At 31.4% G+C, this 24,439-nt stretch carries 26 protein-coding genes; 12 read left to right on the top strand and 14 right to left on the bottom strand.

What is annotated here, in order from left to right; all coding sequences use genetic code 11:
* Positions 1-128: 128 nt before the first annotated feature.
* Positions 129-521, bottom strand: a complete 393-nt coding sequence (locus KCTC32516_RS02210) for a cupin domain-containing protein (RefSeq protein WP_301401710.1) — start codon at positions 519-521, stop codon at positions 129-131.
* A gap of 90 nt (positions 522-611) precedes the next feature.
* Here KCTC32516_RS02210 and KCTC32516_RS02205 point away from each other — a divergent pair, with 90 nt between their 5' ends.
* The 4 genes from KCTC32516_RS02205 to KCTC32516_RS02190 are packed head-to-tail and all read left to right on the top strand — an operon-like array spanning position 612 to position 4,044.
* Entirely contained in the window at positions 612-1,481 is an 870-nt protein-coding gene (locus KCTC32516_RS02205) for an alpha/beta hydrolase (RefSeq protein ID WP_301401709.1), read from the top strand.
* Positions 1,482-1,531: 50 nt separating this feature from the next.
* On the top strand, positions 1,532-2,275 hold the full coding sequence (locus KCTC32516_RS02200; RefSeq protein ID WP_301401708.1) for an alpha/beta hydrolase: 744 nt from the start codon (positions 1,532-1,534) through the stop codon (positions 2,273-2,275).
* Positions 2,276-2,317: 42 nt separating this feature from the next.
* Complete coding sequence (locus tag KCTC32516_RS02195) at positions 2,318-3,676, top strand: DEAD/DEAH box helicase (protein WP_301401707.1); 1,359 nt, start codon at positions 2,318-2,320, stop codon at positions 3,674-3,676.
* Positions 3,677-3,678: 2 nt separating this feature from the next.
* The gene (locus KCTC32516_RS02190; protein WP_301401706.1) at positions 3,679-4,044 is read left to right on the top strand and encodes a DUF8840 domain-containing protein; all 366 of its coding nucleotides are present in this window, start codon (positions 3,679-3,681) and stop codon (positions 4,042-4,044) included.
* A gap of 34 nt (positions 4,045-4,078) precedes the next feature.
* Here the strand turns inward: KCTC32516_RS02190 and KCTC32516_RS02185 are convergent, their stop codons facing one another.
* On the bottom strand, positions 4,079-5,341 hold the full coding sequence (locus KCTC32516_RS02185) for an aminotransferase class V-fold PLP-dependent enzyme (protein WP_301401705.1): 1,263 nt from the start codon (positions 5,339-5,341) through the stop codon (positions 4,079-4,081).
* 194 nt (positions 5,342-5,535) lie between these two features.
* Entirely contained in the window at positions 5,536-6,402 is an 867-nt protein-coding gene (locus KCTC32516_RS02180) for an OmpA/MotB family protein (protein ID WP_301401704.1), read from the bottom strand.
* Positions 6,403-6,531: 129 nt separating this feature from the next.
* On the opposite strand from KCTC32516_RS02180, the gene KCTC32516_RS02175 reads away from it, so the two are divergent.
* On the top strand, positions 6,532-7,509 hold the full coding sequence (locus KCTC32516_RS02175; protein ID WP_301401703.1) for an FAD:protein FMN transferase: 978 nt from the start codon (positions 6,532-6,534) through the stop codon (positions 7,507-7,509).
* A gap of 282 nt (positions 7,510-7,791) precedes the next feature.
* Here KCTC32516_RS02175 and KCTC32516_RS02170 read toward each other — a convergent pair whose 3' ends face one another.
* The 8 genes from KCTC32516_RS02170 to KCTC32516_RS02135 all read right to left on the bottom strand — a co-directional run bounded on the left by KCTC32516_RS02170 (position 7,792) and on the right by KCTC32516_RS02135 (position 14,580).
* The gene (locus tag KCTC32516_RS02170; protein WP_301402715.1) at positions 7,792-8,511 is read right to left on the bottom strand and encodes a class I SAM-dependent methyltransferase; all 720 of its coding nucleotides are present in this window, start codon (positions 8,509-8,511) and stop codon (positions 7,792-7,794) included.
* A 42-nt stretch (positions 8,512-8,553) separates the two neighbouring features.
* Entirely contained in the window at positions 8,554-8,751 is a 198-nt protein-coding gene (locus KCTC32516_RS02165; protein ID WP_301401702.1) for a gliding motility protein GldL, read from the bottom strand.
* A gap of 9 nt (positions 8,752-8,760) precedes the next feature.
* Positions 8,761-9,564 (bottom strand): type I methionyl aminopeptidase, encoded by an 804-nt coding sequence (gene map, locus KCTC32516_RS02160; RefSeq protein WP_301401701.1) that lies wholly within the window; start codon positions 9,562-9,564, stop codon positions 8,761-8,763.
* A gap of 312 nt (positions 9,565-9,876) precedes the next feature.
* Positions 9,877-10,281, bottom strand: coding sequence for a BT0820 family HAD-type phosphatase (locus KCTC32516_RS02155; RefSeq protein ID WP_301401700.1), 405 nt, complete (start codon positions 10,279-10,281; stop codon positions 9,877-9,879).
* 4 nt (positions 10,282-10,285) lie between these two features.
* A complete protein-coding gene (locus KCTC32516_RS02150) occupies positions 10,286-10,810 on the bottom strand; it encodes a thioredoxin family protein (RefSeq protein ID WP_301401699.1) in 525 nt (174 codons plus the stop codon).
* A 7-nt stretch (positions 10,811-10,817) separates the two neighbouring features.
* Entirely contained in the window at positions 10,818-12,335 is a 1,518-nt protein-coding gene (gene gpmI, locus KCTC32516_RS02145) for a 2,3-bisphosphoglycerate-independent phosphoglycerate mutase (protein WP_301401698.1), read from the bottom strand.
* A gap of 42 nt (positions 12,336-12,377) precedes the next feature.
* Positions 12,378-13,454 (bottom strand): family 10 glycosylhydrolase, encoded by a 1,077-nt coding sequence (locus KCTC32516_RS02140; protein ID WP_301401697.1) that lies wholly within the window; start codon positions 13,452-13,454, stop codon positions 12,378-12,380.
* Positions 13,455-13,458: 4 nt separating this feature from the next.
* The gene (locus tag KCTC32516_RS02135) at positions 13,459-14,580 is read right to left on the bottom strand and encodes a carbohydrate-binding family 9-like protein (RefSeq protein WP_301401696.1); all 1,122 of its coding nucleotides are present in this window, start codon (positions 14,578-14,580) and stop codon (positions 13,459-13,461) included.
* 143 nt (positions 14,581-14,723) lie between these two features.
* Between KCTC32516_RS02135 and KCTC32516_RS02130 the strand changes: the two genes are divergently transcribed.
* Positions 14,724-16,466 (top strand): aromatic amino acid hydroxylase, encoded by a 1,743-nt coding sequence (locus KCTC32516_RS02130; protein ID WP_301401695.1) that lies wholly within the window; start codon positions 14,724-14,726, stop codon positions 16,464-16,466.
* 51 nt (positions 16,467-16,517) lie between these two features.
* A complete protein-coding gene (locus tag KCTC32516_RS02125; protein ID WP_301401694.1) occupies positions 16,518-16,793 on the top strand; it encodes a rhodanese-like domain-containing protein in 276 nt (91 codons plus the stop codon).
* On the opposite strand, the gene KCTC32516_RS02120 is transcribed toward KCTC32516_RS02125, so the two are convergent.
* The 3 genes from KCTC32516_RS02120 to alaS form a co-directional block, all read right to left on the bottom strand.
* A complete protein-coding gene (locus tag KCTC32516_RS02120; RefSeq protein ID WP_301401693.1) occupies positions 16,790-17,185 on the bottom strand; it encodes a hypothetical protein in 396 nt (131 codons plus the stop codon). The two genes, KCTC32516_RS02125 and KCTC32516_RS02120, sit on opposite strands and share 4 nt — an antisense overlap.
* Positions 17,186-17,313: 128 nt before the next feature.
* Complete coding sequence (locus KCTC32516_RS02115; protein WP_301401692.1) at positions 17,314-18,264, bottom strand: GSCFA domain-containing protein; 951 nt, start codon at positions 18,262-18,264, stop codon at positions 17,314-17,316.
* Between the two features lie 85 nt (positions 18,265-18,349).
* Positions 18,350-20,965, bottom strand: coding sequence for an alanine--tRNA ligase (gene alaS / locus KCTC32516_RS02110; RefSeq protein ID WP_301401691.1), 2,616 nt, complete (start codon positions 20,963-20,965; stop codon positions 18,350-18,352).
* A gap of 210 nt (positions 20,966-21,175) precedes the next feature.
* Between alaS and KCTC32516_RS02105 the strand changes: the two genes are divergently transcribed.
* Genes KCTC32516_RS02105 through KCTC32516_RS02085 form a run of 5 tightly spaced genes read left to right on the top strand, consistent with a single transcriptional unit; the run spans position 21,176 to position 24,394 of the window.
* Entirely contained in the window at positions 21,176-22,147 is a 972-nt protein-coding gene (locus tag KCTC32516_RS02105) for a M23 family metallopeptidase (protein WP_301401690.1), read from the top strand.
* Entirely contained in the window at positions 22,147-22,476 is a 330-nt protein-coding gene (locus KCTC32516_RS02100) for a MerR family transcriptional regulator (RefSeq protein ID WP_301401689.1), read from the top strand. Before KCTC32516_RS02105 ends, KCTC32516_RS02100 begins: the two co-directional genes overlap by 1 nt.
* Before the next feature lie 18 nt (positions 22,477-22,494).
* Positions 22,495-23,100 carry a LemA family protein gene (locus KCTC32516_RS02095; protein WP_301401688.1) on the top strand — a complete coding sequence of 202 codons (606 nt, stop codon included), beginning with the start codon at positions 22,495-22,497 and terminating at the stop codon, positions 23,098-23,100.
* Positions 23,100-23,537: a TPM domain-containing protein gene (locus KCTC32516_RS02090; protein WP_301401687.1), complete on the top strand. Its 438-nt coding sequence runs from the start codon at positions 23,100-23,102 to the stop codon at positions 23,535-23,537. Before KCTC32516_RS02095 ends, KCTC32516_RS02090 begins: the two co-directional genes overlap by 1 nt.
* Positions 23,534-24,394, top strand: a complete 861-nt coding sequence (locus KCTC32516_RS02085) for a TPM domain-containing protein (protein ID WP_301401686.1) — start codon at positions 23,534-23,536, stop codon at positions 24,392-24,394. Before KCTC32516_RS02090 ends, KCTC32516_RS02085 begins: the two co-directional genes overlap by 4 nt.
* Positions 24,395-24,439: the final 45 nt, after the last annotated feature.

Raw genomic sequence — 24,439 nt, 5'->3', positions numbered from 1 at the left:
TTGATTAGGGGCTAGTAATGATTTACAAAACCGATACAGAAATGTGTCGGTTTTTTGATTTAGGAATTCAACATTTTTTTGATTTCTGCAAGCATATTTGCACATAATTTTTTATCATCGTTTTAAGCTTATTTAGGTTCAATAATCAAAAATACAGCTGTTTTATCTCCAATGTTTAAAACTTCATGCGTGGTAATTCCTTCATTTGAAAAATTACTTCCGGTCGGTACATCAACTTCTTTGATTCCATCTGTAGTTGTAATTCTAAATTTACTTCCAGTAATTGTGTAGCCAAAATGTGTATTGTGATAATGTTTCTCGTGACCAACTCCAGGGGGAAACGTACATTTTAGCACTCTTAATTTAGTGTTGTCTTGTAATACTTCACAAACTTTTTTGCCTTTCCAGCCAGCTTCATAAGGATCTGGAAGTGTTGTTTGTGGTTTACAAGAAATTAGAAAGAGCAGTAAAAAAACAATGACAATCTTGTCTTTACTGATGCTGCTTAAGAATTTTATCATATTAATTTGGTTGTTGTAATTAAGAGGTTGATAAATTTACTGTTTTTTATTGAATTTAAAATCAGTAGTTTAGTGCAAATAAAATTCTAGATGAATTATACAAGTATCATTTTAATCATTTTTGCAGTCATTGCTTTTGTAAGTATTGTCTTGTATTTTTTTCAAGAACGCTTTTTATTTCATCCAGAAAAATTGCCAGAAGATTTTATATTTCAGTACGAAAATCAAAAAGTAAAAGAATACAATCTCGAAATAAAAAAAGGCGTTGTTATTAACGGATTGCATTTTCAGGCAGAAAACTCTAAAGGTGTTGTGTATTATTTAAAAGGCAATTCTAAAAGCATCAAAGGTTGGGGGAAATTTGCCATCGATTTTACCATTCACGGATACGATGTTATCATGATGGATTATCGTGGTTTCGGAAAAAGTACCGGAAAAATGAGTCAACAATCCATGAAAGATGATGCGTTGTTGGTGTATGACAAACTAAAAGAAATCATTAACGAAGATAAAATTATTGTCTACGGACGTTCTTTAGGAACTGGTTTGGCAACCAAAGTTGCTTCTGTAAATAATCCAAAAATGTTGGTTTTGGCGTGTCCGTATTTTAGCATGTCTAAAAATGTAAAACGTTATTTGCCTTTTATTCCGTTAGGTTTGGTAATGCGTTATCAAATACCAACCTACAAATGGATAAAATATGTAGATTGCCCGATTAAAATTATTCATGGTACAAATGATAAGATGATTCCGTTTAAATCAAGCTTAAAATTGTCTAAAATGAAACCAAGTTTAACGCGTTTGTACCCAATTATTGGTGGCGGACATAAAAATTTGCATAATTTTGAAAGCTATCACAGCGCTTTGGATGAAATTTTAAATAGTGAGCATGTTTCTAAAGTTGATCGAGAAAAAACAAGCATCGATTTTATAAGAACTAAACGCACATCTAAGAAATGAAACGATTAAAAAAGACACTAATTTCGTTAGTATCAATTTATATATTGATTATGGGTTTATTACATGTTTTTCAAGAAAAAATTATTTTTTTACCAGAAGCAATTGATGCAGAATATGTGTATCAATTTCCTTTTGATTTTGAAGAAGTAAACCTAAAAACAAAAGACAACCAAACCATAAATGCATTGCATATTAAGGCAGAAAATCCGAAAGGAATTATCTTATATTTTCATGGAAATCAAGGAAATTTAATTCGTTGGGGAGAAATTACTTCGTATTTCACACAATTTAAGTATGATGTTTTTGTGATCGATTATCGAGGTTACGGAAAAAGTACAGGAGTTTTTAATGAAACCCAAATGTATAACGATGCTTTACTTAGTTATGAGTATGTAAAAAAGCAATTTCCTGAAGACAAAATTATTGTGTATGGACGTTCTTTAGGAACCACATTTGCCACAAAAGTTGCATCAGAAAACAATCCAAAGCACGTTGTTTTAGAGGCCCCATTTTATGATTTGCATCACGCGGCAAACTTTAAATACAAAGTAATTCCGAAGTTTTTATTGAACTTTAAATTTACATCCAACAAATACATTTCAAAAATTAAAAGCCCGATTACCATTTTTCATGGCACAGAAGATAAAACTACTCCGATGGAAGGAAGTAAACAATTATTTAAGCTCATTTCTACATCTAAGAAAGAGTTTATTCCGCTTAAAAATGGAACGCATCACAACGTAAGAAGGTTTGAAAAATATACAGCTACTTTAAAAACAATTTTAGAGAATTAACATTTTTAGAAATGGTATCTTTGCCGCATAATTAATTTTTTTATGCAAACTACTTTTCAAGATTTAAATTTATCTACACAACTTCTAAACGCTGTTGAAGACTTAGGATTTACACATCCAACTCCAGTTCAAGAACAAGCATTTTCTGTAGTAAGATCAGGTAAAGATGTAGTTGGAATTGCGCAAACAGGTACCGGGAAAACTTTTGCGTACATGATGCCTCTTTTAAGAGATTTAAAATTTACAGAACAAAAGCATCCACGGATTTTAGTGTTGGTTCCAACAAGAGAATTGGTGTTGCAAGTTGTAGAAGAAATAGAAAAACTAGCAAAATATATTACGTTACGTGTGTTGGGAGTTTATGGTGGCGCAAATATCAACGTGCAAAAAAGAGCCATTTTACAAGGTCAAGATATTATTGTTGCAACTCCAGGAAGATTGTACGATTTAGCCTTGAGCAAAACATTAAACATGAAGTCTATCCAAAAATTGGTGATTGATGAAGTGGATGTAATGTTAGATTTGGGTTTTCGTTTTCAACTCTTAAACATTTTTGATATTTTACCAGAACGCAGACAAAACATTATGTTTTCTGCAACAATGACAGAAGATGTTGACGGATTGATTACAGACTTTTTTAAATCGCCAGAAAAGGTTTCTATTGCAGTAAGCGGAACGCCGTTAGATAATATTGCACAAGAATGTTATGATGTTCCTAACTTTTACACCAAAGTAAATTTATTAAATCACTTATTAAAAGATACAAAGACCTTTACCAAAGTGTTGGTTTTTGTTGCAAATAAAAGAGGAGCAGATAGATTGTTTGAATCTTTAGACGAATCGTTTGCTGATGAAATTTGTGTGATACATTCTAACAAAACTCAGAATTACAGAATTCGTTCTATTCGTCAGTTTGATGACGGAATGAACAGAATTATGGTGGCTACAGATGTTATGGCGCGTGGATTAGATTTAGAAGAAATTAGTCATGTGATCAATTTTGATACGCCTAATTTTCCTGAAAATTACATGCACAGAATTGGGAGAACTGGTAGAGCAGAACACGAAGGAAAAACCATTTTATTTTCTACGCCAAAAGAACAAGAAGATAAAACTGCCTTAGAGGAATTAATGAATTATAAAATTCCGAAAGTAGCATTTCCTGCCGAAGTTGCAATTTCTGAATTGTTAACAGAAGATGAACGGCCAAGAGAAGACATAGAACGCTCTAAGAATAGAACAAAGAAAGAATATGTTCCTGGTGAAGCATTTCATGAAAAAAGCGAAAAGAACAGTAAAACCAACCAAGGTGGTTCTTACCGAAGAGAAATTGCAAAGAAATACAAAAAGCCAAAAACTCGTGGCGACAAAAACTACAACAAGCACAATAAAAAGAAATAAGAATGCAAGTTTTATCAGCTCAAGAATTGCATAATTTAGGAATGAACATCATTGGAAAAAAACTCCAAGAAATGGGTTATGAGTTTGTTGCAGTAAATAGTGAATTAAAAAAACATCCGCAATTTGTATTGTTTAAAAAAGGAGAACCCACCATTTTTGTATTGGTAAAAACCACCAATAATATTCAAACTCCAGAAGAATATGATGTGCTTTGGATGGAGACTTTTAAAGAACACGCAAAAAAGCAAAATGCTAAAGTTTGGTTTGCTGGCGTAGGAATTGCCAATGCAGAAAGTACAGAAAATCCGGTTTTTAAAGACCAACCATATTATGTAGCTTTTGAAGATTTTATTAAGATTTTGGAATAGGTTTTGTTACATATTTTAATCAATAACTCATAATTTATACCACCATTTCTTTTAAGGATTTTACAAAGATATCCAACTCTTTAGTCGTGGTAAATACATTTGGTGTAATTCTACATCCATGTACATTTGCATATTTTATAGCAACTGTAAAAACGTTATAATCATCCAGTAATTTTTTTGCTAAATCTGCAGGTTCTATACCTTCAATTCCAACATTGGCAATTCCACAGGCTCTATGAGACTCTTTAGGTGTATTTACTTTAATTCCAGGAACATTTCTTACTTTTTTAGTCCAGTATTCTTGTAGATAGCGCAGTCTGGCTTCTTTTCTTGCACCGCCAAGTAATGTATAATAATCTATGGCGTTTTCTATAGTTAAGTCATGATATACGGGAATTGTTCCGGTATGATTTAACCTAGATATATCGCCTGGTTTTCTTTTATTTTCTGCAAAAATTGGCCAAAGTTCATCTATATGTTCATCAGCAACATACAAAAGACCTGTACCCAAAGGAACAGCTAACCATTTGTGTAAACTAGAGCCGTAAAAATCACATTCTAGGTCATTAATTTCAAATTCAAAATGACCAACGCAATGTGCTCCATCTACCATCACTTTTACACCTTTGCTATGTGCCATTTGGCAGATCTTTTTAACTGGTAAGATTTGTCCAGTAACATTAATCATATGACAAACCATAAGCAATTTGGTTTTTGCTGTAATTGCTTTTTCGTATACACTCACAATTTCTTCATCGGATTTTGGGTGATTAGGTACTGAAATTTCTTTATTAACCACTCCAAATCGTTTTGCAACTTGCTCAAACATTAGTTTCATAGCACCATAATCTTGAATTGCATATACTGCTTCATCTCCCGCTTTCCAATCCATCCCTTTAATAATCATATTTAAAGATTCGGTTGTGTTTCGAGTAATGATTATATTTTTTGCTTTGGCCCCAACAATATTTGCTAATTTTTCTGACATACGTTTTTTGTTATCCCATTGCACTGTTCGCATATAATATGAACCTTCATAATTAACCATGTCGATGTTTTTGTGAAGCGCATTTAGAGTTGGATTAGGAATGATATTATAATATCCACTTTCTAAATTGATATATTCTGGTTTGAGTTTGTAATCTTCTCGGACTTTTAACCAGAAATCTTCACTAGAAGCTAATTTATTTACTGGTGTTTTAGCAGCTTCGTCTGCACAAGAAGCTAAAGTGCTACCATAAAATGGAGCGCCTAATACAGCCAGTGATATGTTTTTTAGGAAATCACGTTTTTTCATAAAGGTTGGTTTTGTATGTTTTCTAATTAACGAATATGGATTCGTTGTAATGAACTATATTCAGTGTAGCTGAAACAAGTTCAGCATATGTAGCGAAGTTATATAAAAAGGAGTTTAAAAACAAACCTAATTATTTTACAAACAAAAAAAACCTGTTTCAACGAAACAGGTTTTTTAAAATATGTGGTAAAAAATTACTCAGCTTTTTCTTCTAATAAATCAAAGAATTGATCTAATCTTGGCATGATAATAATTTTTGTTCTTCTGTTTTTAGCCATATTTGCTTCAGTATCGTTTGGTGCTAAAGGCACGTAACTAGATCTACCAGCAGCAATTAATCTACCTGGAGTAACTTTAAATTTATTTTGTAAAATTCTAACGATAGAAGTTGCTCTTTTTGCAGATAAATCCCAGTTGTCTTCTAAGAATTCTGTTTTAATAGTTTTAGAATCTGTATGACCTTCAACCATAACATCCATATTAGGTTGTCCGTTGATAACAGTTGCAACTTTTTCTAATACTTTATACGCTTTATCAGTTACATTGTAACTTCCGCTTTTAAATAATAACTTATCAGAAATAGAAATGAAAACAACCGTTTTTTCAACGTTAATTTTAATATCTTGATCGTCTAAACCTTCTTTTAATTCTTTCTTTAAGTTAAAAGCAACTGCTAAATTCAAAGAATCTTTCTTTGTCATTGCTTTTCTAATATACTTAATGTACTGGTCTTTTTTACTTAATTGGATCAATGTTTCTTTAATGTTATCATTTGCTCCTTTAGTAAGTACCGTTAAGTTATCAACAAACTCTAATGTTTTTCTTTTGTCTTTTTGCAAGTCTTTAACAGTAGTTTCTAAATCTGTAATTTTAGATTTATATGAAGAAGCTGTCGCTTGATTTTTTTCTGTTTCAATTAAACATTTTGTTAAATTGGTTTTTACAGCAAGTAATTCGTCTTTTGTTTTTTGATGTGTTGCTTCTAAGGTTACATAATCTTTTTTAGAGACACAAGAACCAAGTAGAAAAACAACGGCTAGGGAAAGTAGTATTTTTTTCATTTTTTTCTTAAAAATTATTTGTTAAGCAAATTTATAAAATAGATTCTAATAACAGGACTATTAATGATATTTTATGATGACTTTATGAGTATTTTATAATGTATCTTTGTTTTTATTTAATTTTTAGGAATGAAAAAGTTTTTTTTACTGTTTTTTTTAGCAATTTTATTTTCGTGTACTTCAAAAAAAGAAATGCAAATAATTAATTTTGAGGGATTTGTTTTCGGGACAACTTATCATATTACAATTTTACATAAAGAGAATGTCAAGTATCAAAAGGCTATTGATAGTTTGTTTTTTTTGGTAAATAGATCACTTTCAACCTACATTTCAACTTCAGATCTTTCTAAAATTAATTCTGGCGATTCTACCGTAATTGTTGATGCATTATTTACTGAGGTTTTCCGAAAATCTAAACGAATTTTTAAAGAAACCGATGGTTATTTTGATCCAACAGTTGGTAACTTGGTAAATGCTTGGGGTTTTGGACCTAACAAATCTAAAAAAGAAATAGATAGTTTGTCTATTCATAAAATGATGCAATTTGTTGGTTTAGACAAAGTGCAATTGAAAAAAAATAAAATCGAAAAAAAATTTCAAGAAACCTATTTAGATTTTAATTCGATTGCCAAAGGTTTTGGAATTGATGTAGTTGGTCGTTTTTTAGAAAGTAAGAACGTTCATGATTATTTGGTAGAAATTGGCGGAGAAATTAGGGCTAGAGGAAAAAACAAAAAAGGAAACTTTTGGAATGTAGCGATAGAAAAACCAAATACAGACGGGACACAATCATTTCAAACTACAATTCGGCTAGAAAATGCTTCCATGGCAACTTCTGGAAATTACAGAAAATTTAGAATTACCAAAGAAGGCAAAAAATATGTCCATACGGTAAATCCAAAAACAGGTTTTGCAAAAGAAAGTAATTTGTTAAGTGCTTCTGTAATTGCAAACTCAGATTGTGCTGATGTAGATGCGTATGCAACTGCTTTTATGGCAATGGGATTCGAAAAAACAAAAACATTCTTAAAAAAACACAACAACATTAAAGTTATTTTGATTCATTTAAAGAAAGACGCTTCGATAAAAGAATTTAGAAATTTTTAATATCTTTTTTTTAAGAGAGCTACTTTTTTAATTTTTTGCTATATTTTTTTTATTAATAATTTAGGTCCTTTTTACAACAATAAAGCACTAGTTGTAAATCAAAATCGAAAAAAAGTAACTGTAGCTTTTAATGAAGCAAGGGTTTATTCAGGAAAATCTAAATTAACACGATTAGAGAGTGGTGGCTTTCAAATTTATCAAGAAATTGATGGCGGTAAACTTATTGTTTTAGGGGATGAGAAATTAGCTCCATTAGAAGATTTTTTAAGGAAATATCCATAGTTATTTAAAACAAATAGGCAAAATTTCGCCTTTAGACAAACAAAATCGATCTACCATTTCTGGAGCGATTTTTTTTGTGTAATCTACTTCGTCAACTTTAAAGCCAATAGAGCGTAGCTTGTCAAAATAATCTTTCCCATAAACGCGTACATGATCGTATTGTCCGAAAATTTTTGTGCGTTCCTTTTGATCAGTAATAGAGTCGTCTTCAAAAGTTTTGTCTCTTGATAAGTCTTGCGGAATTTGAAAAATTCCCATTCCGTTTGGTTTTAAAACGCGATACAATTCTTGCATTGCTTTTGTATCGTCAGAAATATGTTCTAATACATGGTTGCAAAAAACAACATCAAACGAATTGTCATCAAAAGGTAAGTTAAGAATATCTGCTTTTATATCTGCAATCGGAGAATACAAATCTGCAGTAGTATAATCTAAGTTTTTTTGTTTTTTAAAAATGGATAAAAAACACTGTTCTGGTGCCATGTGAAGTACAGATTTTTGTGCCGTAAAAAAATCTGTTTCATTTTGTAAATACAGCCAAAGTAAACGATGTCTTTCTAAAGAAAGTGTACTTGGAGATAAAGCATTTTCTCGTTGATTTTCATATCCGTACGGTAAAAATTTACGAAAACTTTTTCCATCAATTGGATCTGTAAAGTTGTTTCCTTTTAACCATAAGGTAATAAATGGTTTAGCCAAATAACTTAGTTTAATAAGCATTGGTCTTGGAAAAGTGTTTAATATGGTTTTAAAGATTTTCAATTACTGATTTAAAATGGCTTTAAATTTTTTATTAGTAAACAGTTTTATAATAAATAAAAGGAAGGCAATTATTTGTAGCATTATTCCACTGATAAGTAATTCTGGTCCTAACATCCAATGAAGTATTTTAAATAAAGCTCCAGCACATATTAAAATAACACCTGTAATAAAAATGAAAATGATATATTTTAATTTCATACGATAGCTTTAAGCTCTAAACTCTTTTTCTTCATCAGAAGTAATTCCTAATGCATCATAAATATATTGAAAAGTAGAAAGCAATTCTGGTTTTCCGTTTACAATGGCAACATCGTGTTCAAAATGCGCAGAAGGTTTTCCATCTCTAGTTAAAATGGTCCAACCATCTTTTAATTGATTTATTTGATGCGTTCCCATGTTTATCATCGGCTCAATCGCAACTACCATTCCGTTTACAAACTTTTTTCCTCTTCCTCGTTTTCCGTAATTTGGCATTTCTGGATCTTCGTGCATTTTTCTTCCTAAACCATGTCCAACCAATTCTCTAACAACTCCATAACCATGTTTTTCTGCATAATGCTGAATTGCAAATCCGACATCTCCAACTCTATTTCCAGCTTTTAATTCACGAATTCCTTCGTATAAACTTTGTTTAGTTACTTCTAGTAATTTTTTGGTTTCTGGAGCAACTTCTCCAACCTCAAAAGTATATGCATGATCGCCATAAAAACCATTTTTTAAAGCGCCACAATCAATAGAAATAATATCACCTTCTATCAAAGGGTCATTGGTAGGGAAGCCATGTACAACTTGTGCATTCGGACTCATACATAATGTATTCGGAAAATCATACAATCCTAAAAAACCAGGAATTGCACCTTCTGAGCGTATAAAATCTTCTGCCAATTTATCTAATTGAAGCGTCGTAACACCAGGTTTTACTTCTTTGGCAAGAATTCCTAAAGTTTTAGAAACAATCAATGCACTTTCTCGCATGATTTCAATTTCTTCTAAGGTTTTTATTTGAATCATTAAGGTAAAATTATCCGCAAAGATACTTTAAAAAACAACTAATAAAAAATGCCTTTTGACAGCTTAACAGTAAATATACAAAATGTGTAAATCTGCATTGTAGAAGGTTTAAAAAACAAATAAAGTCAGACAAAGAACCTTATATTCAGTCTGTTTTGTAATTACGCTATATTAACCCGTACGATGTCTGTAAGGTATAAGTAGTTGAAAAACAGAGTGGTTACTAGGTTGATTCGGTAGTGATTACCCATTCTTGTTTTAAAGAAAATATAGTGGGAGATTATTGCGATTTTAACTAATTCAACGGATCTATTATTTTGAAAATATAGATAAAGGCCAGCTTTTTTTATTAATTATTGGTTCTGAGTTAAATATCTTTTTGTAAATCTCTGTCCAGCCAGCAAAACCACCAACATTTCTATCGTCAATAAATAAATCTGCGTGAATTTTTCGACTTATTTTTTTATCAAATTTTTCTTCAGGATAACTTTTATTTATCGCATAAAATTCGATACCATTTTCTTTACAAAAAGTAACAGCCTCTTGTAGTGGTTTGCCACTTCTGTAAGTCCATAAAATTAGACGATGTCCTTCGGATTGTAATTTATGTAATGTTTCAAAAGCAAAAATTAAAGGTTTACCAATTTTTGGAAACGCATCTTCTACGATGGTTCCGTCAAAATCGATAGCTAAAATTAAATGATTTTTTTGCACCATTTTTTTATTTTTTTTTATTTTGCTTGTGTTTTTTACCACTCACAATTGTTAAAAAATCTTTTTCTAAGTTCTGATGAGGGAATTCAATGTACCTGCCAATTTCTTTGCCTTTTTTATAAAAGATGAATGTTGGAACACTTTTAATATTAAAATTTTTTTGCAAATTATCAGGTGTTTTTTTTCCCCTATTTAAGGTGATAAACTCAATATTATTAAAGTCAAAATCAGCTTGTTCTAAAATTTTATATGAATGAGGGATGTCTTTTTTGCTTAGTTTACACCAAGTAGCTACAAATGCTTTTATTTTTACATTTTTAAGTTTTCTTTTAAGTTTAGAAATACTTTTTTTATCAGGTTTGTATGTGTCGTAATTTTTAATAAACCAGTTAGAATAGGGTTGTTGTTTAAAATCTTTTTTATGAGCAATGCCAACTAAATCCCCAGAAATATTCTTGGTTGCTGTTGCCTTTTCTTGTGCGTAACTAGTAATTGTATATGTTACTATAAATAAAAAGAGTATTTTTTTCATTTAAAAACTAAATTAAAGGTTTTTGAGTCATTTCCTTGGGCTGATCTATGCCCATTAACTTTAAAATGGTGGGAGAAATATCGCCTAAGATACCATTTTTTATTGATTTCATTTCTTTGTCTATTAAGATAATGGGTACTGGATTTGTAGTATGTGATGTATGTGGGCTTCCGTCCGGATTCATCATCGTTTCACAATTTCCGTGATCTGCAATTAAGATTGTTGTATAATCATTATTTAAAGCAGCCGTTACCACATCTTTTGTGCAAACATCAACAGTTTCACATGCTTTAATTGCAGCTTCAAAAACGCCAGTATGACCAACCATATCTCCGTTTGCAAAGTTTAAACACACAAAATCTACATCGCCTTTTTCTAATTCAGGAACGATGGTATCTCTAATTTCGTAGGCACTCATTTCTGGTTTTAAGTCGTAAGTTGCTACTTTTGGAGACTGACATAACAATCGTTTTTCTCCATTAAATTCTTTTTCTCTTCCACCAGAAAAGAAAAATGTTACATGCGGATATTTCTCAGTTTCTGCAATTCTAATTTGTTTTTTGTTGGCAGTCTCTAAAACTTCGCCTAAGGTGTTTTTAAGGTTGCTATTGTGATAAATGATGTGTACATTTTTAAAGGTATCGTCATAACTTGTCATGGTTACAAAATACAACGGTAACTTTTTCATGCCGTATTCAACAAAATCTTTTTGAGTTAACGCATTGGTTAATTGCCTTCCTCTGTCGGTTCTGTAATTAAAGAAAATAACTACATCGTCTTTTTGAATTGTTGCTGTTAGATTGTTGTCTTTATCAGCCATAATAATTGGCTTGATAAACTCATCCGTTACGCCATTATCATAATTTTTTTGAATACTTTCTAGTGCGTTGTTGGACTTCTCTCCATTTCCGTTTACCAATCCATCGTAGGCTAATTGTACTCTTTCCCAACGATTATCTCTGTCCATTGCATAATATCTACCCGTAATTGACGCCAAAGTTCCAGTAGTTTCTTTCATGGTTTTTTGAATGTCATCGATAAAGAATTTTCCAGATTTTGGATCGCAATCTCGCCCATCTGTAAAAGCATGTAAAAACACATTTTCTACATTATTTTCTTTTGCTGCTTTTAGCAATCCTTTTAAATGATTGATGTGAGAATGAATTCCACCATTAGAAACCAATCCTAAAAAATGAACATTTTTATTGTTTTTCTTCGCGTAATTAAGAGCGTCTACCAATGTTTTTTCTTGTGATAAAGTATCTTCTTTTACAGCTTTATTAATTCGCGCTAAATTTTGATAGACAATTCTTCCAGCGCCTAAATTCATATGACCAACTTCTGAGTTTCCCATTTGTCCTTCAGGTAAACCAACATGCTCCCCATCAGTACGTAAACTTGCATGCGGAAAATCGTTGTATAACGAATTGATAAAAGGTGTTTTTGCGTTGTAAATTGCAGAAACTTTAGGGTCTTGTGTAATTCCCCAGCCATCTAAAATAAGTAAAATTACTTTTTTATTCATAAGACATTTAAAGAGCAAAGGTACAAAACAAATAGAATTCGGTTAGTTATTTTGAATCCATTTTTTTAGCTTCACAAAGACAGCTTGTTGCTTTTTTGTCAATCCATCAGCAGTAAAAATAGAAATTCCTTTTGCGCCATTTTCTTTAGCTATCTTTATTGCTTTTTCTAAATCTTTTGGATCTTTTAAAGCCGGAGCATACAATCCAGAAATAATAGGAAAAGCTACATCAGAAACCCCTTGTTTGGTAGCAAAACCAATCCAATTGATGTTTTCTCTGTAAAAATTCTGATACAACATCGGGTATGCCGCATCTAAACTCCAATCGTTCCAAGCTTGTCGAACCATTTGTCGAGACATTTCTGGAAAAGGAAAAACGGCTGCAGTAACTTTTTTGTCTTTAGAATGTGCAATTTCAATAATTTCATTGACCAAACTTGTAATGGCATTTAATCTGTATTGACGCCATTCTGTAGATAATTCTGGATGTTTAAAACCCATTGGGTCTTTATCAAAAATCTTTTTAAATCCAGCTCTTGCAATTGGATGGTAATCGTAATCGTATTCTGGCATTTCGGTTTCTTGTACCAAATTGTATTTCGGCTGTAAATTTGCTCCTAAAATCACGTCTGGATACCGAACATAATCTAAATGAACAGAAGCCAATCCTTTAACAGCCATCATTTTTTTAGCATTGTTAATGATGTATTTTCTTGCGTCTGGATGAAACGGACTTAACCATTGATAATAATTTACATAAGCGTTGTATTCTAAAGAATTTTGTCCATTTCTATTTACTGCATACCATTCTGGATGTTTTTGAGCGATAGTGTCTCCAGGTCTGTTTAAGGTCCACATCCAACCATGAATTTTGATGTTTTTTTTGTTTGCAAGTGGAATAATTTTTTCTAAAATTTTAGGTGATCCTCCAATTAAAATTTCGCTAATTCCTAATGAATCATAAAAATCGAGTTTTTTGATCCAGGTTTCTTTTTTAAATTCTTTTCCAGCATGCACCCAAGAGCTAAAAATAAATTTGGCTGATTTTTCTTGTTTTTTTTCTTTTTGATGACAAGAAATGACAAGAGTTAGTATTGCTAATAAAACGATTTTCTTCAATTGATTATTTTTTAGTGTTATTGATTTTTTTACGATGAATTAATCCGTTCTCACTGATTGAATATAGGATGTTTTTTTGTGTATTTTGAGTTTGAATTGTAAAACCTGTGTGGGTTTTTAAAAAGGAGGCATTGATAATTTCTTTGTCGATTTTTATAGGTTCAAACTGAATTTGAAATCCAGTTTTTTCTTTTTTCAAATAGGTTAATTTTTTAAAAGAAATGTTTCTAAACAACGCATACGTTACTTGTTCTGTTAACACATCTGTTTGATGTTTGAATTCTATTTGTTTTGTGGGATTATTATCAGAAAAATGAATATATCCCCAGTTTTCTGGCAAATGCATATTAATGGCTCCTTGATTAGACCAAACCCAATTGTATTCTGGTAAGAATTTATTATTTACTTTTTTTCTTGAGTATTTCCCGTTTGTAATATCATGACTCCATTGAACTCTAGAAAAATTAATTCGCCACTGCTCACTATCTTTTGGTTTTATTTTTGGTCTGTTTTTTAACTCAGCAAAAGCACTTAACGGAATAGCCATTTCTACAGACCAAAAGGCATCAATATCATCAGCATTGTTTACTGTTCCTTTGATAAAAACAGCCGTTTTTAAGGTGTTTAAATTCCAGTTGTTTTTTGGTTTTCCGCCCACATTATACGGTTTGTTTAAAACCAAATCCCAAACAGTGTTTAACGCATTGATTTCAATTTCTCCATAATTATGTGTGTCGTTAGACGGACTGATAAAAACCTCAAAATCGTTGTTGTAAAAAATGACTTGATCTCTTTTTGTGATGTCTCCCCAAATATGTTTTTCGTGCAACTTTGCATAGACATATAAAAAATTTTCATCCCAAAGCATTTTTACATTTGTTTGTTGATTAGGAATTTTAACGCCTTTAATATCAATAAAATTTGATGTAAATTTTGCCTGTTTCCAATCTTGTTCATCTGCTTTTCCATCAATAATTAATGCTTTAGTTGTTTTGTAAACAACATATGTTTTTGGATTTACAATATCAGCATCTAAATTAATTGCAATCGTTTTTTGTGTATTACAATTAGAAATTAAAAATGCTAAAAAAAGGGTACAGATATATTTAGAAAAATGATTTTTCAAGTTGAGTTTTATTTTGATAGCAGCTAAGATAATAAATAGGTGCTTTTAAATAATAATATTATGTAAATCAATCACAAAATATGTAACTTTACATCTGTAAAAATCACAAAAAAGAGTCTTTATTACTCATATAAATAGTCACAATGGAAAATCATTTAGAATTGAATGAAGTCACCAAAAAACTACCAAAGCATTTACATAAGTTTATGGTAAAACAGCCGTACGAAGAATACACCTCGCAAAACCAAGCAGTTTGGCGTTATGTAATGCGATTGAATGTAGATTATTTAAAACGTGTTGCACATAAATCGTATAGTAAAGGCTTAAAAAAAACAGGAATTTCTGTTGATTCAATTCCGTATATGGAAGGAATGAACAGGATTTTAAAGGAGATTGGTTGGGCTGCTGTTTCTGTTGATGGTTTTATTCCGCCCAATGCTTTTATGGAATTTCAAGCCTATAATGTGTTAGTTATTGCATCAGATATGAGGACTATAAATCATATTGAGTATACACCAGCGCCAGATATTATTCACGAAGCTGCTGGTCATGCACCCATCATTGCAAATCCCGAATATGCAGAATATTTAAGGCGATTTGGAGAAATTGGAAGCAAAGCAATTTCATCATCAAAAGATTATGAAATGTATGAAGCGATTCGGTTGTTATCAATATTAAAAGAAAATCCAAGTAGTTATAAAGAAGAAATTGAAGCAGCTCAAAATGCTGTAGAAGAATTACAGAATACAATGGGGGAATTGTCTGAAATGGCACAAATTAGAAATTTACATTGGTGGACCGTTGAATATGGTTTGATTGGAACACTTGACGAACCAAAAATTTATGGGGCAGGTTTGTTGTCATCAATAGGAGAAAGTGCTTGGTGTTTAACAGATGAGGTAAAAAAGATTCCGTATTCTTTAGAAGCAGCCAATGTTAGTTTTGATATTACCAAACCACAACCGCAATTATTTGTAACTCCAAATTTTGCCAAACTAAGTTTAGTGTTAGAGCAATTTGCAAATACAATGGCATTAAGAAAAGGCGGATTAAGTGGTGTAAATAAACTGATAAATTCTAAAAATTTAGGAACTGTTGAATTGAGTACAGGATTGCAAATTTCTGGTCGTTTTTCTAATGTGATAGCATTTGAGAACAAGCCAATTTATATTCAAACAATTGGAAAAACCGCTTTGTCTAATAGAGATAAAGAATTAATTGGGCACGGAATTGAATATCACGCCGAAGGATTTGGAAGTCCGATAGGGAAACTAAAAGGGATTAATATTCCGATTGAAAACATGAGCCCGAGAGATTTAGAAGCATACGGAATTTACGAAGGAAAACAAACAACTTTAGAATTTGAAGGAGGTATAAAAGTAGTTGGAAAAGTAATTACAGGAACGAGAGATTTACGCGGAAAAATTCAATTAATTTCCTTTAAAGATTGTACAGTTACATATCAAAACACTGTGTTGTTTGATCCTTCTTGGGGAATTTATGACATGGCAGTTGGAAAAGAAATTGTGTCTGCATACGCAGGGCCAGCTTCAGTCCTTTCTTTTTTAGATGTAAATAAGGTTTCAGAAATAAAAACACATAAAATTAACTACTCAAATTCTGATAAAGAGTTATATGCTTTATATCAAAAAGTGAGAGATTTTAGAGAACAAAATAACATTTCAGAAGAATATATAGAAGAGGTGTTTGGCGAATTAACAAATAAGTTCCCAAACGATTGGTTGCTAGTGCTAGAGCTTTACGAACTTTCTGTGAAAAATGATTTTTCTATTCAAAAAAGAATATTAAAGAAGTTAGAAGAATTGAAATGTAACAAAAGCTACAGAACACTTATAGAAAAAGGCATAGTTTTGTGTAAAAATTAACAAATAAAATAAATTTACATGGGTTTTTTTGACATGTTTAAAAGAAAAGATATGGGATTAGAAATTAAAGAATATTTAGAAAAGGGCGCAGTTGTTTTAGATGTTAGAACAAAAATGGAATGGGATCAAGGACATTCTAACAGTGCTAAACATATTGTTCTTAATTTAATTCCGTTACAAATAGAAGAAATTAAATCTTGGAATAAACCTGTAATTGCAGTTTGTTTAAGTGGAGGAAGAAGTGGACAAGCAGCTCAATTTTTAAAAAAGAATGGAGTCGACGTTATTAATGGAGGGCCTTGGCAAAATGTAGATCAACATCTTTAATAGTCTCCTATATTAAAACCAGATTGGCGACGTCTTTTTAAACGCGCCATGATTTTTAGCGATATTTCTATTTTTTTGATGATTGAAAAAGCAGCACCAATTAAAGCTCCTGTAAAAGCGCCCATTGTTAAAGGGTCAAAATTATGGCCAGTAATAAGGTATTTTAGAAAAAAAACTGCCATTCCAATAAGTATAGAAACTAAGAAAATTTGAAGTTTTGATTTAGATAAGTGGGCGTAAATTCCGCAAAAAAACCCGGTAACAATTGAAGTTGCAGTGATTTTTGTTAAAAAGAGCTCTAATAATTCTGCCTTTTGAGACTTAAAGAACGAAGTTGTAAACAATCCTATTAAGGTTCCTAATACAATGCCTATTATTATTTTTTTAATCATTTTTTAATCGGGGAAATTAATACTTGATAAATTTAGTGATTATTTTTTAATTTCTTTAAATTAATTACTGTTGTTTCTAGAAGGTGAAAAAAAAGAATGTAAACAGGATTAAAAAAAGAGTAAATCTTTCACAAATCTATAAAAGGATATTTTTCTTGTAAGCTTTTAACTTTTACTTGTAAGTCTTCTAGAAACTGCTGATGTTCCTCAGAATTCGGATTAAAAGGTCTATGATGTATTCCGTTTTGAATTGTAGAAACTTCTTTCATGGTTCCTTTGGAATCATTTGAAATCCATGAATCTGTAAACTTTTTCCAGATATAATTAATTGCTGTTTTATTTGGATGAATCATGTCTTCTGCATAAAAACGATAATCGCGTAATTCGTCCATCATAATTTCATAACTCGGAAAATAATGTGTGTGCTTTTTTGGTTCAACAACTTGATGAATTGCCGAAATTAAATGTGATTTGCTTTGCTGATTTTGTGTAAATCCGTCTTTTAAATGACGAACGGGAGAAACGGTAAAAAGAATAGTTATTTTCTGATTGATCGACTTAATAAGTGCAATAATTGCATCTAAACTTTCTGTAATTTCATTGACAGAAAGCAGTTTCTTTAAGAATTTTTTTTGCGGAATTTTATGACAATTTGCAACAATTGTATCGGCTTCTATGAATCTGTAAATCCACGAAGTTCCTAAGGTAATTATAATGTGTGAAGCATTTTTTAAGTGCTGATTTGTTGCTGTTATTTGTTGATTTAAATTGGTAAGCAATTCATTTTTATCAGAAGAACTTAAATTAGAATGCACATCAAAAGAATGCCAGCGTTCATTTGCAAAGAAAATATCATTTTCTGTATATTCTTTTTCGTTGATGGCATTTGTAATTAAGTTTTCAATCGCTTTTGGATGAAATAAAATTCCGAACGGATTTTGAGTTGATTGAAACTTAAAATAGGCTAACTTGTTGCCGATATTTTCTGAAAAACAAGAACCTAATAACAAGATTTTTGAATCGTAAGTTATCGGATGGTACTTTTCTTTGGCAACCGGAATTTGAGTTTGTAAAATCATAAATTTCTATTTCAAAGGATAAATATAAAAACAAAAGGCTCAAAGTAAAACTCTGAACCTTCATTTATAATTTTTTAATTGCTTTTTAAGCAAGATAGTCTTTCGCTTTTTCAATAGCTTCTGCAATTCCGTTAGGGTTTTTCCCCCCAGCAGTAGCAAAGAAAGGTTGTCCGCCACCGCCACCTTGAATGTATTTTCCTAATTCTCGAACAATTGTGCCTGCATTTAAATTTTTACTTTCTACAATTTCTTTAGAAACATAACAGGTTAAAATCGCTTTTCCATTGTTTTTAGAACCAAAAACTAAAAATAAGTTTTGGTGTTTTTTCCCTAAATCAAAGGCTAAATTTTTAATTCCGTTTGCATCTAAATCAACTTCTGTAGCTAAAAACTGAACACCGTTTATTTCTTCTAAATGATTTTCTAAATCACCCATTAAATTTTTCGCTTTGTCTTTTAATAGTTGTTCAATTTGTTTTTGCAAAAGGGTGTTTTCCTCTTGCAATTTTCGAACTGCTTTTACAGGCTCTTTTGCGTTGTTTAACACCTCTTTTATTTGCGATAAAGTTTGACTGTTTTCTGAGTAAAAATCTTTAACAGCATCATTTGTAATCGCTTCAATTCTTCTGATTCCGGCTGCAACAGCACCTTCAGATTTAATTTTAAAATGCCAAATATCTGACGTGTTTTTTACGTGTGTTCCACCACACAATTCTATAGATTGACCAAATTTTATTGCTCTAACTTCATCGCCATATTTTTCGCCAAACAATGCCATTGCGCCTTCGTCAATCGCTTGTTGCATTGGAATGTTTCTCTTTTCTTCTAAAGGTAATTTACCAGCAATTCTTCTGTTTACAAAGCTTTCTACATCTTGTATTTGCTCTGGAGTCATTTTAGAAAAATGAGAAAAATCGAAACGTAAATATTTTGAGTGAACCGCAGAACCTTTTTGTTCTACATGTGTTCCTAAAATTTCTCTTAATGCTTGATGCAACAAATGTGTTGCGGTATGATTGCATTCTGTTCTGTAACGTTGTATTTTATCTACAACAGCTTTAAAATTTTCGTTTAAGTGATTGGGAAGGTTTTTTGTGAAATGGATGATTACATTATTTTCTTTTTTAGTGTCTAAAATATAAACCACATCACCATGAATATCTTCTAAATAACCTTTATCACCAACTTGTCCGCCGCCTTCTGGATAAAAAGGAGTTTTATCAAAAACCAATTGATACATTTCTCCGTCTTTTTTAGAAACTACTTTTCTGTATCTCGTTATTTTTACGAATGCATCTAAAGTATCGTAACCAATAAATTCTTCATTGGAATTGTCTAAAATAATTGACCAATCTTCGGTAGAAGTTTCACTAGCTGCTCTAGAACGGGTTTTTTGTTTTTGTAATTCTTCGTTAAATCCTTTTTCGTCTAAAGTAAATCCTTTTTCAGATAAAATTAATGCAGTTAAATCTACAGGAAACCCAAAAGTGTCGTACAATTCAAAAGCTTTCTCTCCAGAAATTTTTGTTGATTTTGATGCTGATATAATTCCGTCTAACAACACTAAACCTTGATCTAAAGTTCTTAAAAAAGAACCTTCTTCTTCTTTAATTACGTTTTCGATTAGTTGTTTTTGAGATTTTAATTCAGGAAAAGCAGTTCCCATTCTTTTACTTAAAACATCAACCAATCTATAAATAAAAGGCTCCTTTTTGTCTAAAAAAGTAAATCCGTAACGAACAGCTCTTCTTAAAATTCTTCGAATCACATAACCAGCCCCAGTATTACTTGGTAATTGTCCGTCTGCGATAGAAAAAGCAACAGCTCTTACGTGATCTATAATAACACGAATTGCAATGTCTGTTTTTTCATCTTTACCGTAATCGGCATTTGTAGTTGCTTCTACTTCTCTAATTAATGGTGTAAAAACATCGGTGTCGTAATTCGATTTTACATCTTGTAAAACCATACACAAACGCTCAAAACCCATTCCGGTATCAATATGTTTTGATGGTAATTCTACCAAATTGCCTGAAGCTCTTCGGTTGTATTGCATAAAAACCAAATTCCAGATTTCTACAACCTGCGGATGATCCATATTGATCAAGGTTTTTCCGTCAACTTTGGCTTTTTCTTCTGGAGTTCTAATATCTACGTGAATTTCTGAACACGGACCACACGGACCTTGTTCTCCCATTTCCCAAAAGTTATCTTTTTTATTTCCCATCAAAATACGATCTTCTGGAATAATTTGTTTCCAATAATCGTATGCTTCTTGATCTAAACTTAAGTTGTCTGCATCGTCACTTCCCTCAAAAACAGTTACATATAAAATGTTTTTATCAATCTTATATACTTCGGTCAACAATTCCCAAGCCCAAGCAATTGCTTCTTTTTTAAAGTAATCACCAAAAGACCAGTTTCCTAACATTTCAAACATGGTATGATGATAGGTGTCGTAACCAACTTCTTCTAAATCGTTGTGTTTTCCAGAAACACGCAAACATTTTTGAGTATCAGAAATACGATTGTTTTTTGGAACACTATTTCCTAAGAAATATTCTTTAAATGGTGCCATTCCAGAATTGGTAAACATCAATGTTGGATCGTTCTTTAAAACCATTGGCGCAGAAGGCACAATGCTGTGTTGTTTGTCTTTAAAAAAATTTAAAAAAGTAGCTCTAACGTCTTGCGATTTCATCTATAATAATTTCAATCAATAATAAATATGTAACATTTTGTAAAATCTATCTACTTATAGATAACAATGCATCATGTTTTGCTCTTAAAAGTTAATTTACCTTTAAATATTTACTATAAAAAAGGCAGTTGTAAAACATTTTGTAAATTTGTATGTTTTCTAACTGTTAATTTTACAATAAGAGAACACAAAAATAGTACATTTAAGATTATGGCAAAGGTAAAATATTATTACGACGCAGATACTTTATCGTACAGAAAGATTGAGCGAGATAAAAGCAGCATTTATAAAAAGGTTAGTTTTATTTCGTTGGCTGTTGTTTTGGTAGCGTTTTTTGGTTTTATTGGATTTAGTCAATTTTTAATGTCTCCAAACGAAAGAGCTCAAAAAAGAGAATTCGACAACTTAAAATTACATTACGAACTACTTAGTAAACGAATTGAAGAAAGTAGTAAGGTATTGACAGAATTACAAGAAAGAGATAACGCGATTTATAGAGTCTATTTTGAGGCAAATCCAATTCCTGAAGAACAACGAAAAGCTGGTTTTGGAGGTGTAAATAGATATCAATATTTAGAAGGATTTGATAATTCTTTGATGATACAAAAAGCAACAAAAGACATCGATATTTTATCCAAACAACTAGTTGTGCAATCTAAATCGTTGGATGAAATTGTAAGATTGGCTAAAAATAAAGAAGAAATGTTGGCGTCAATTCCGGCAATACAACCCGTTGCAAATAAAGACTTAAAAAGAATGGCTTCTGGCTATGGTTATCGAGTACATCCAATTTATAAGACGAGAAAATATCATTGGGGTATGGATTTTTCTGCTCCAAAAGGAACGCCTGTTTATGCAACCGGAAACGGAACTGTTATCAAAGCAATTAGAACTAGAAATGGATTGGGAAATTATGTTAAGATAAACCATGGATTTGGATATGTAACCGTTTATGGACATATGGAAAGATATGTTGTTCGTAAAAATCAAAAAGTAAAAAGAGGCGATTTAATAGGGTATGTTGGTACATCAGGAATTTCTACAGCGCCACATTTGCATTACGAAGTTCATAAAGGGAATAAAAAAATGAATCCTGTGTATTATTATTTTAACGATTTAACGCCAGAAGAATACAATAGAATGTTAGAATTAGCGTCAAGAGAAAATCAATCATTAGATTAATGCACATTAATTTACCAGAAAAAAGGTATTATAAAATTGGCGAAGTTGCCAAAGCTTTTGATGTAAATACGTCATTAGTTCGTTTTTGGGAAAAAGAGTTTGATGTTATCAAACCTAAAAAAAACGCCAAAGGAAATCGGCTTTTTACACAAGAAGATATTGCTAATTTTAAACTTATATTTAACTTAGTAAAAGAGCGTGGTTTTACATTGGATGGTGCAAAACAAAAACTAAAAAATAACCCGGAAAGCACCATTAATAATCACGAAATAATTAGTAGATTAGAGTCAGTAAAGGCGGAATTAAATAAGATAAAAAATCAATTATAAATTTTAAAAAATACAATTATGAAAAAATGGTTACCACTTATAATTATTGGAGTTTTAATTTTTGCATTAGTAAGATGGGGAATTGGAATGAACAATACAATGATTGATATGAAAGGAAAAGCTGAGATTTCTTGGGCAAATGTAGAGAGTTCGTATCAACGTAGAAATGATTTAATCGGGAATTTAGTTAAAACAGTTCAAGGTGCAGCAGATTTTGAAAAAAGTACGCTAACAGAAGTAATCAATGCAAGAGCAAAAGCAACTTCTACAACTATTGATGCAGGGAATTTAACGCCTCAGAAAATGGCAGCTTTTCAACAAGCACAAGCTGGTTTAAGTAGCGCATTGTCTAAATTGATGGTTGTTGTAGAACGGTATCCAGATTTAAAAGCAAATCAGAACTTTTTGCAATTGCAAAATCAATTAGAAGGAACTGAAAACAGAATAAATGTAGAAAGAAATAGATTTAATACTTCTGCGGGAGCTTATAATATCTACATCAAAAAAATTCCTCGTAATTTTATTGCTAGCATTGCAGGTTTTGAAGGAATGAGTTTATACGCTTCAGATAAAGGAGCAGAAAATGCCCCAGATGTAAATTTTGATTTTAACAAAAAAGAATAATGCCAAAAGCACACGTATTTTTATCTGAATCTGACGAGAAAGAAATCATTAACGCGATTCAAAAAGCGGAGTTGAATACTTCTGGTGAGATTAGAATCCACATAGAAGAAAAAGCGAATAAAGACCCTTACGAAAGAGCTTTAGATGTTTTTAATGAATTAAAAATGCATCAAACAGAACAAAGAAATGGTGTGTTGATTTATGTGGCAACAGAAGATCAAAAATTTGTAATTTGTGGTGATGAAGGGATTAATAATGTGGTTGCTGATGATTTCTGGGATTCTACAAGAGATGTAATTGCAGAACATTTTAAAAAGGGAAATTTTAAAAACGGAATTGTCGCCGGGATTTTAAGTGCTGGAATACAATTAAAACAGTTTTTTCCTTGGCAAACTGATGATGAAAACGAATTGTCTAACGAAATTTCTAAAGGATGATAGATCAACAGTTATCAGTTGTCAGTTTTCAGTTTTCAGTAAGAAGTAAACATAGAAGTTGGTTGTTAAAAAGAAGTAAGCTTCTATTGTTTTTTATTGGATTTTTATTGATCCAGTCTGTGTTTGGACAATATACAATTCCGGAGAAACCTAAATTACAAACCAGTGTTTACGATTACGTAAATTTACTTTCTCCGAGTCAAAAAAGTGCTCTTGAACAAAAATTAATTCGCTATTCAGATTCAACTTCAACACAAATTGTTGTTGCCATTATTTCTAGAACCGAAGGAGAAGATGTAGGTTTTTTAGCAACAAATTGGGCTCATAAATGGGGAATTGGACAAAAAGGTAAAGACAATGGAGTTTTTATTTTAGTAGCCAAAGACGATAGAAGGTTAAGTATTCAAACTGGTTACGGTGTTGAACATTTGTTGACAGATTATACAACTACAGACATTCGCGTTAACATTATCACTCCAGAGTTTAAAAAAGGTGATTATTATACTGGTTTAGACAAAGGATCTGATGCAATCTTTAAAGTTTTAAAAGGAGAGTTTAAAGGAGGCAAAAAATTGAAAAAGAAAACCAATTCAAGTTTTTTTAGAATCATCCCAATTATCTTTTTTATTATTTTATTCATCATCCTTTCTAATAAAAATAATCGTGGCGGAAAAGGAGGAAAGCGCAGAAGTGGTTTTTCTATTTTAGATGCGATCATTTTAAGCAGTGCCGGAAGAGGTTTTGGCGGCGGAGGAAGTTTTGGAGGATCATCAGGCGGAAGTTTTGGTGGTGGTGGTTTTGGCGGCGGATTTGGCGGTGGCGGATTTGGAGGCGGAGGTTCTTCGGGAGGTTGGTAAGTTAAATTCTAAATCTTTTTTTTAATTGTAATAGTTTTACGGTTA

The organism is Polaribacter huanghezhanensis, from assembly GCF_030444335.1.
Classification (GTDB): Bacteria; Bacteroidota; Bacteroidia; order Flavobacteriales; family Flavobacteriaceae; genus Polaribacter; species Polaribacter huanghezhanensis.
This window is presented reverse-complemented; position numbering and strand designations above follow the sequence as displayed.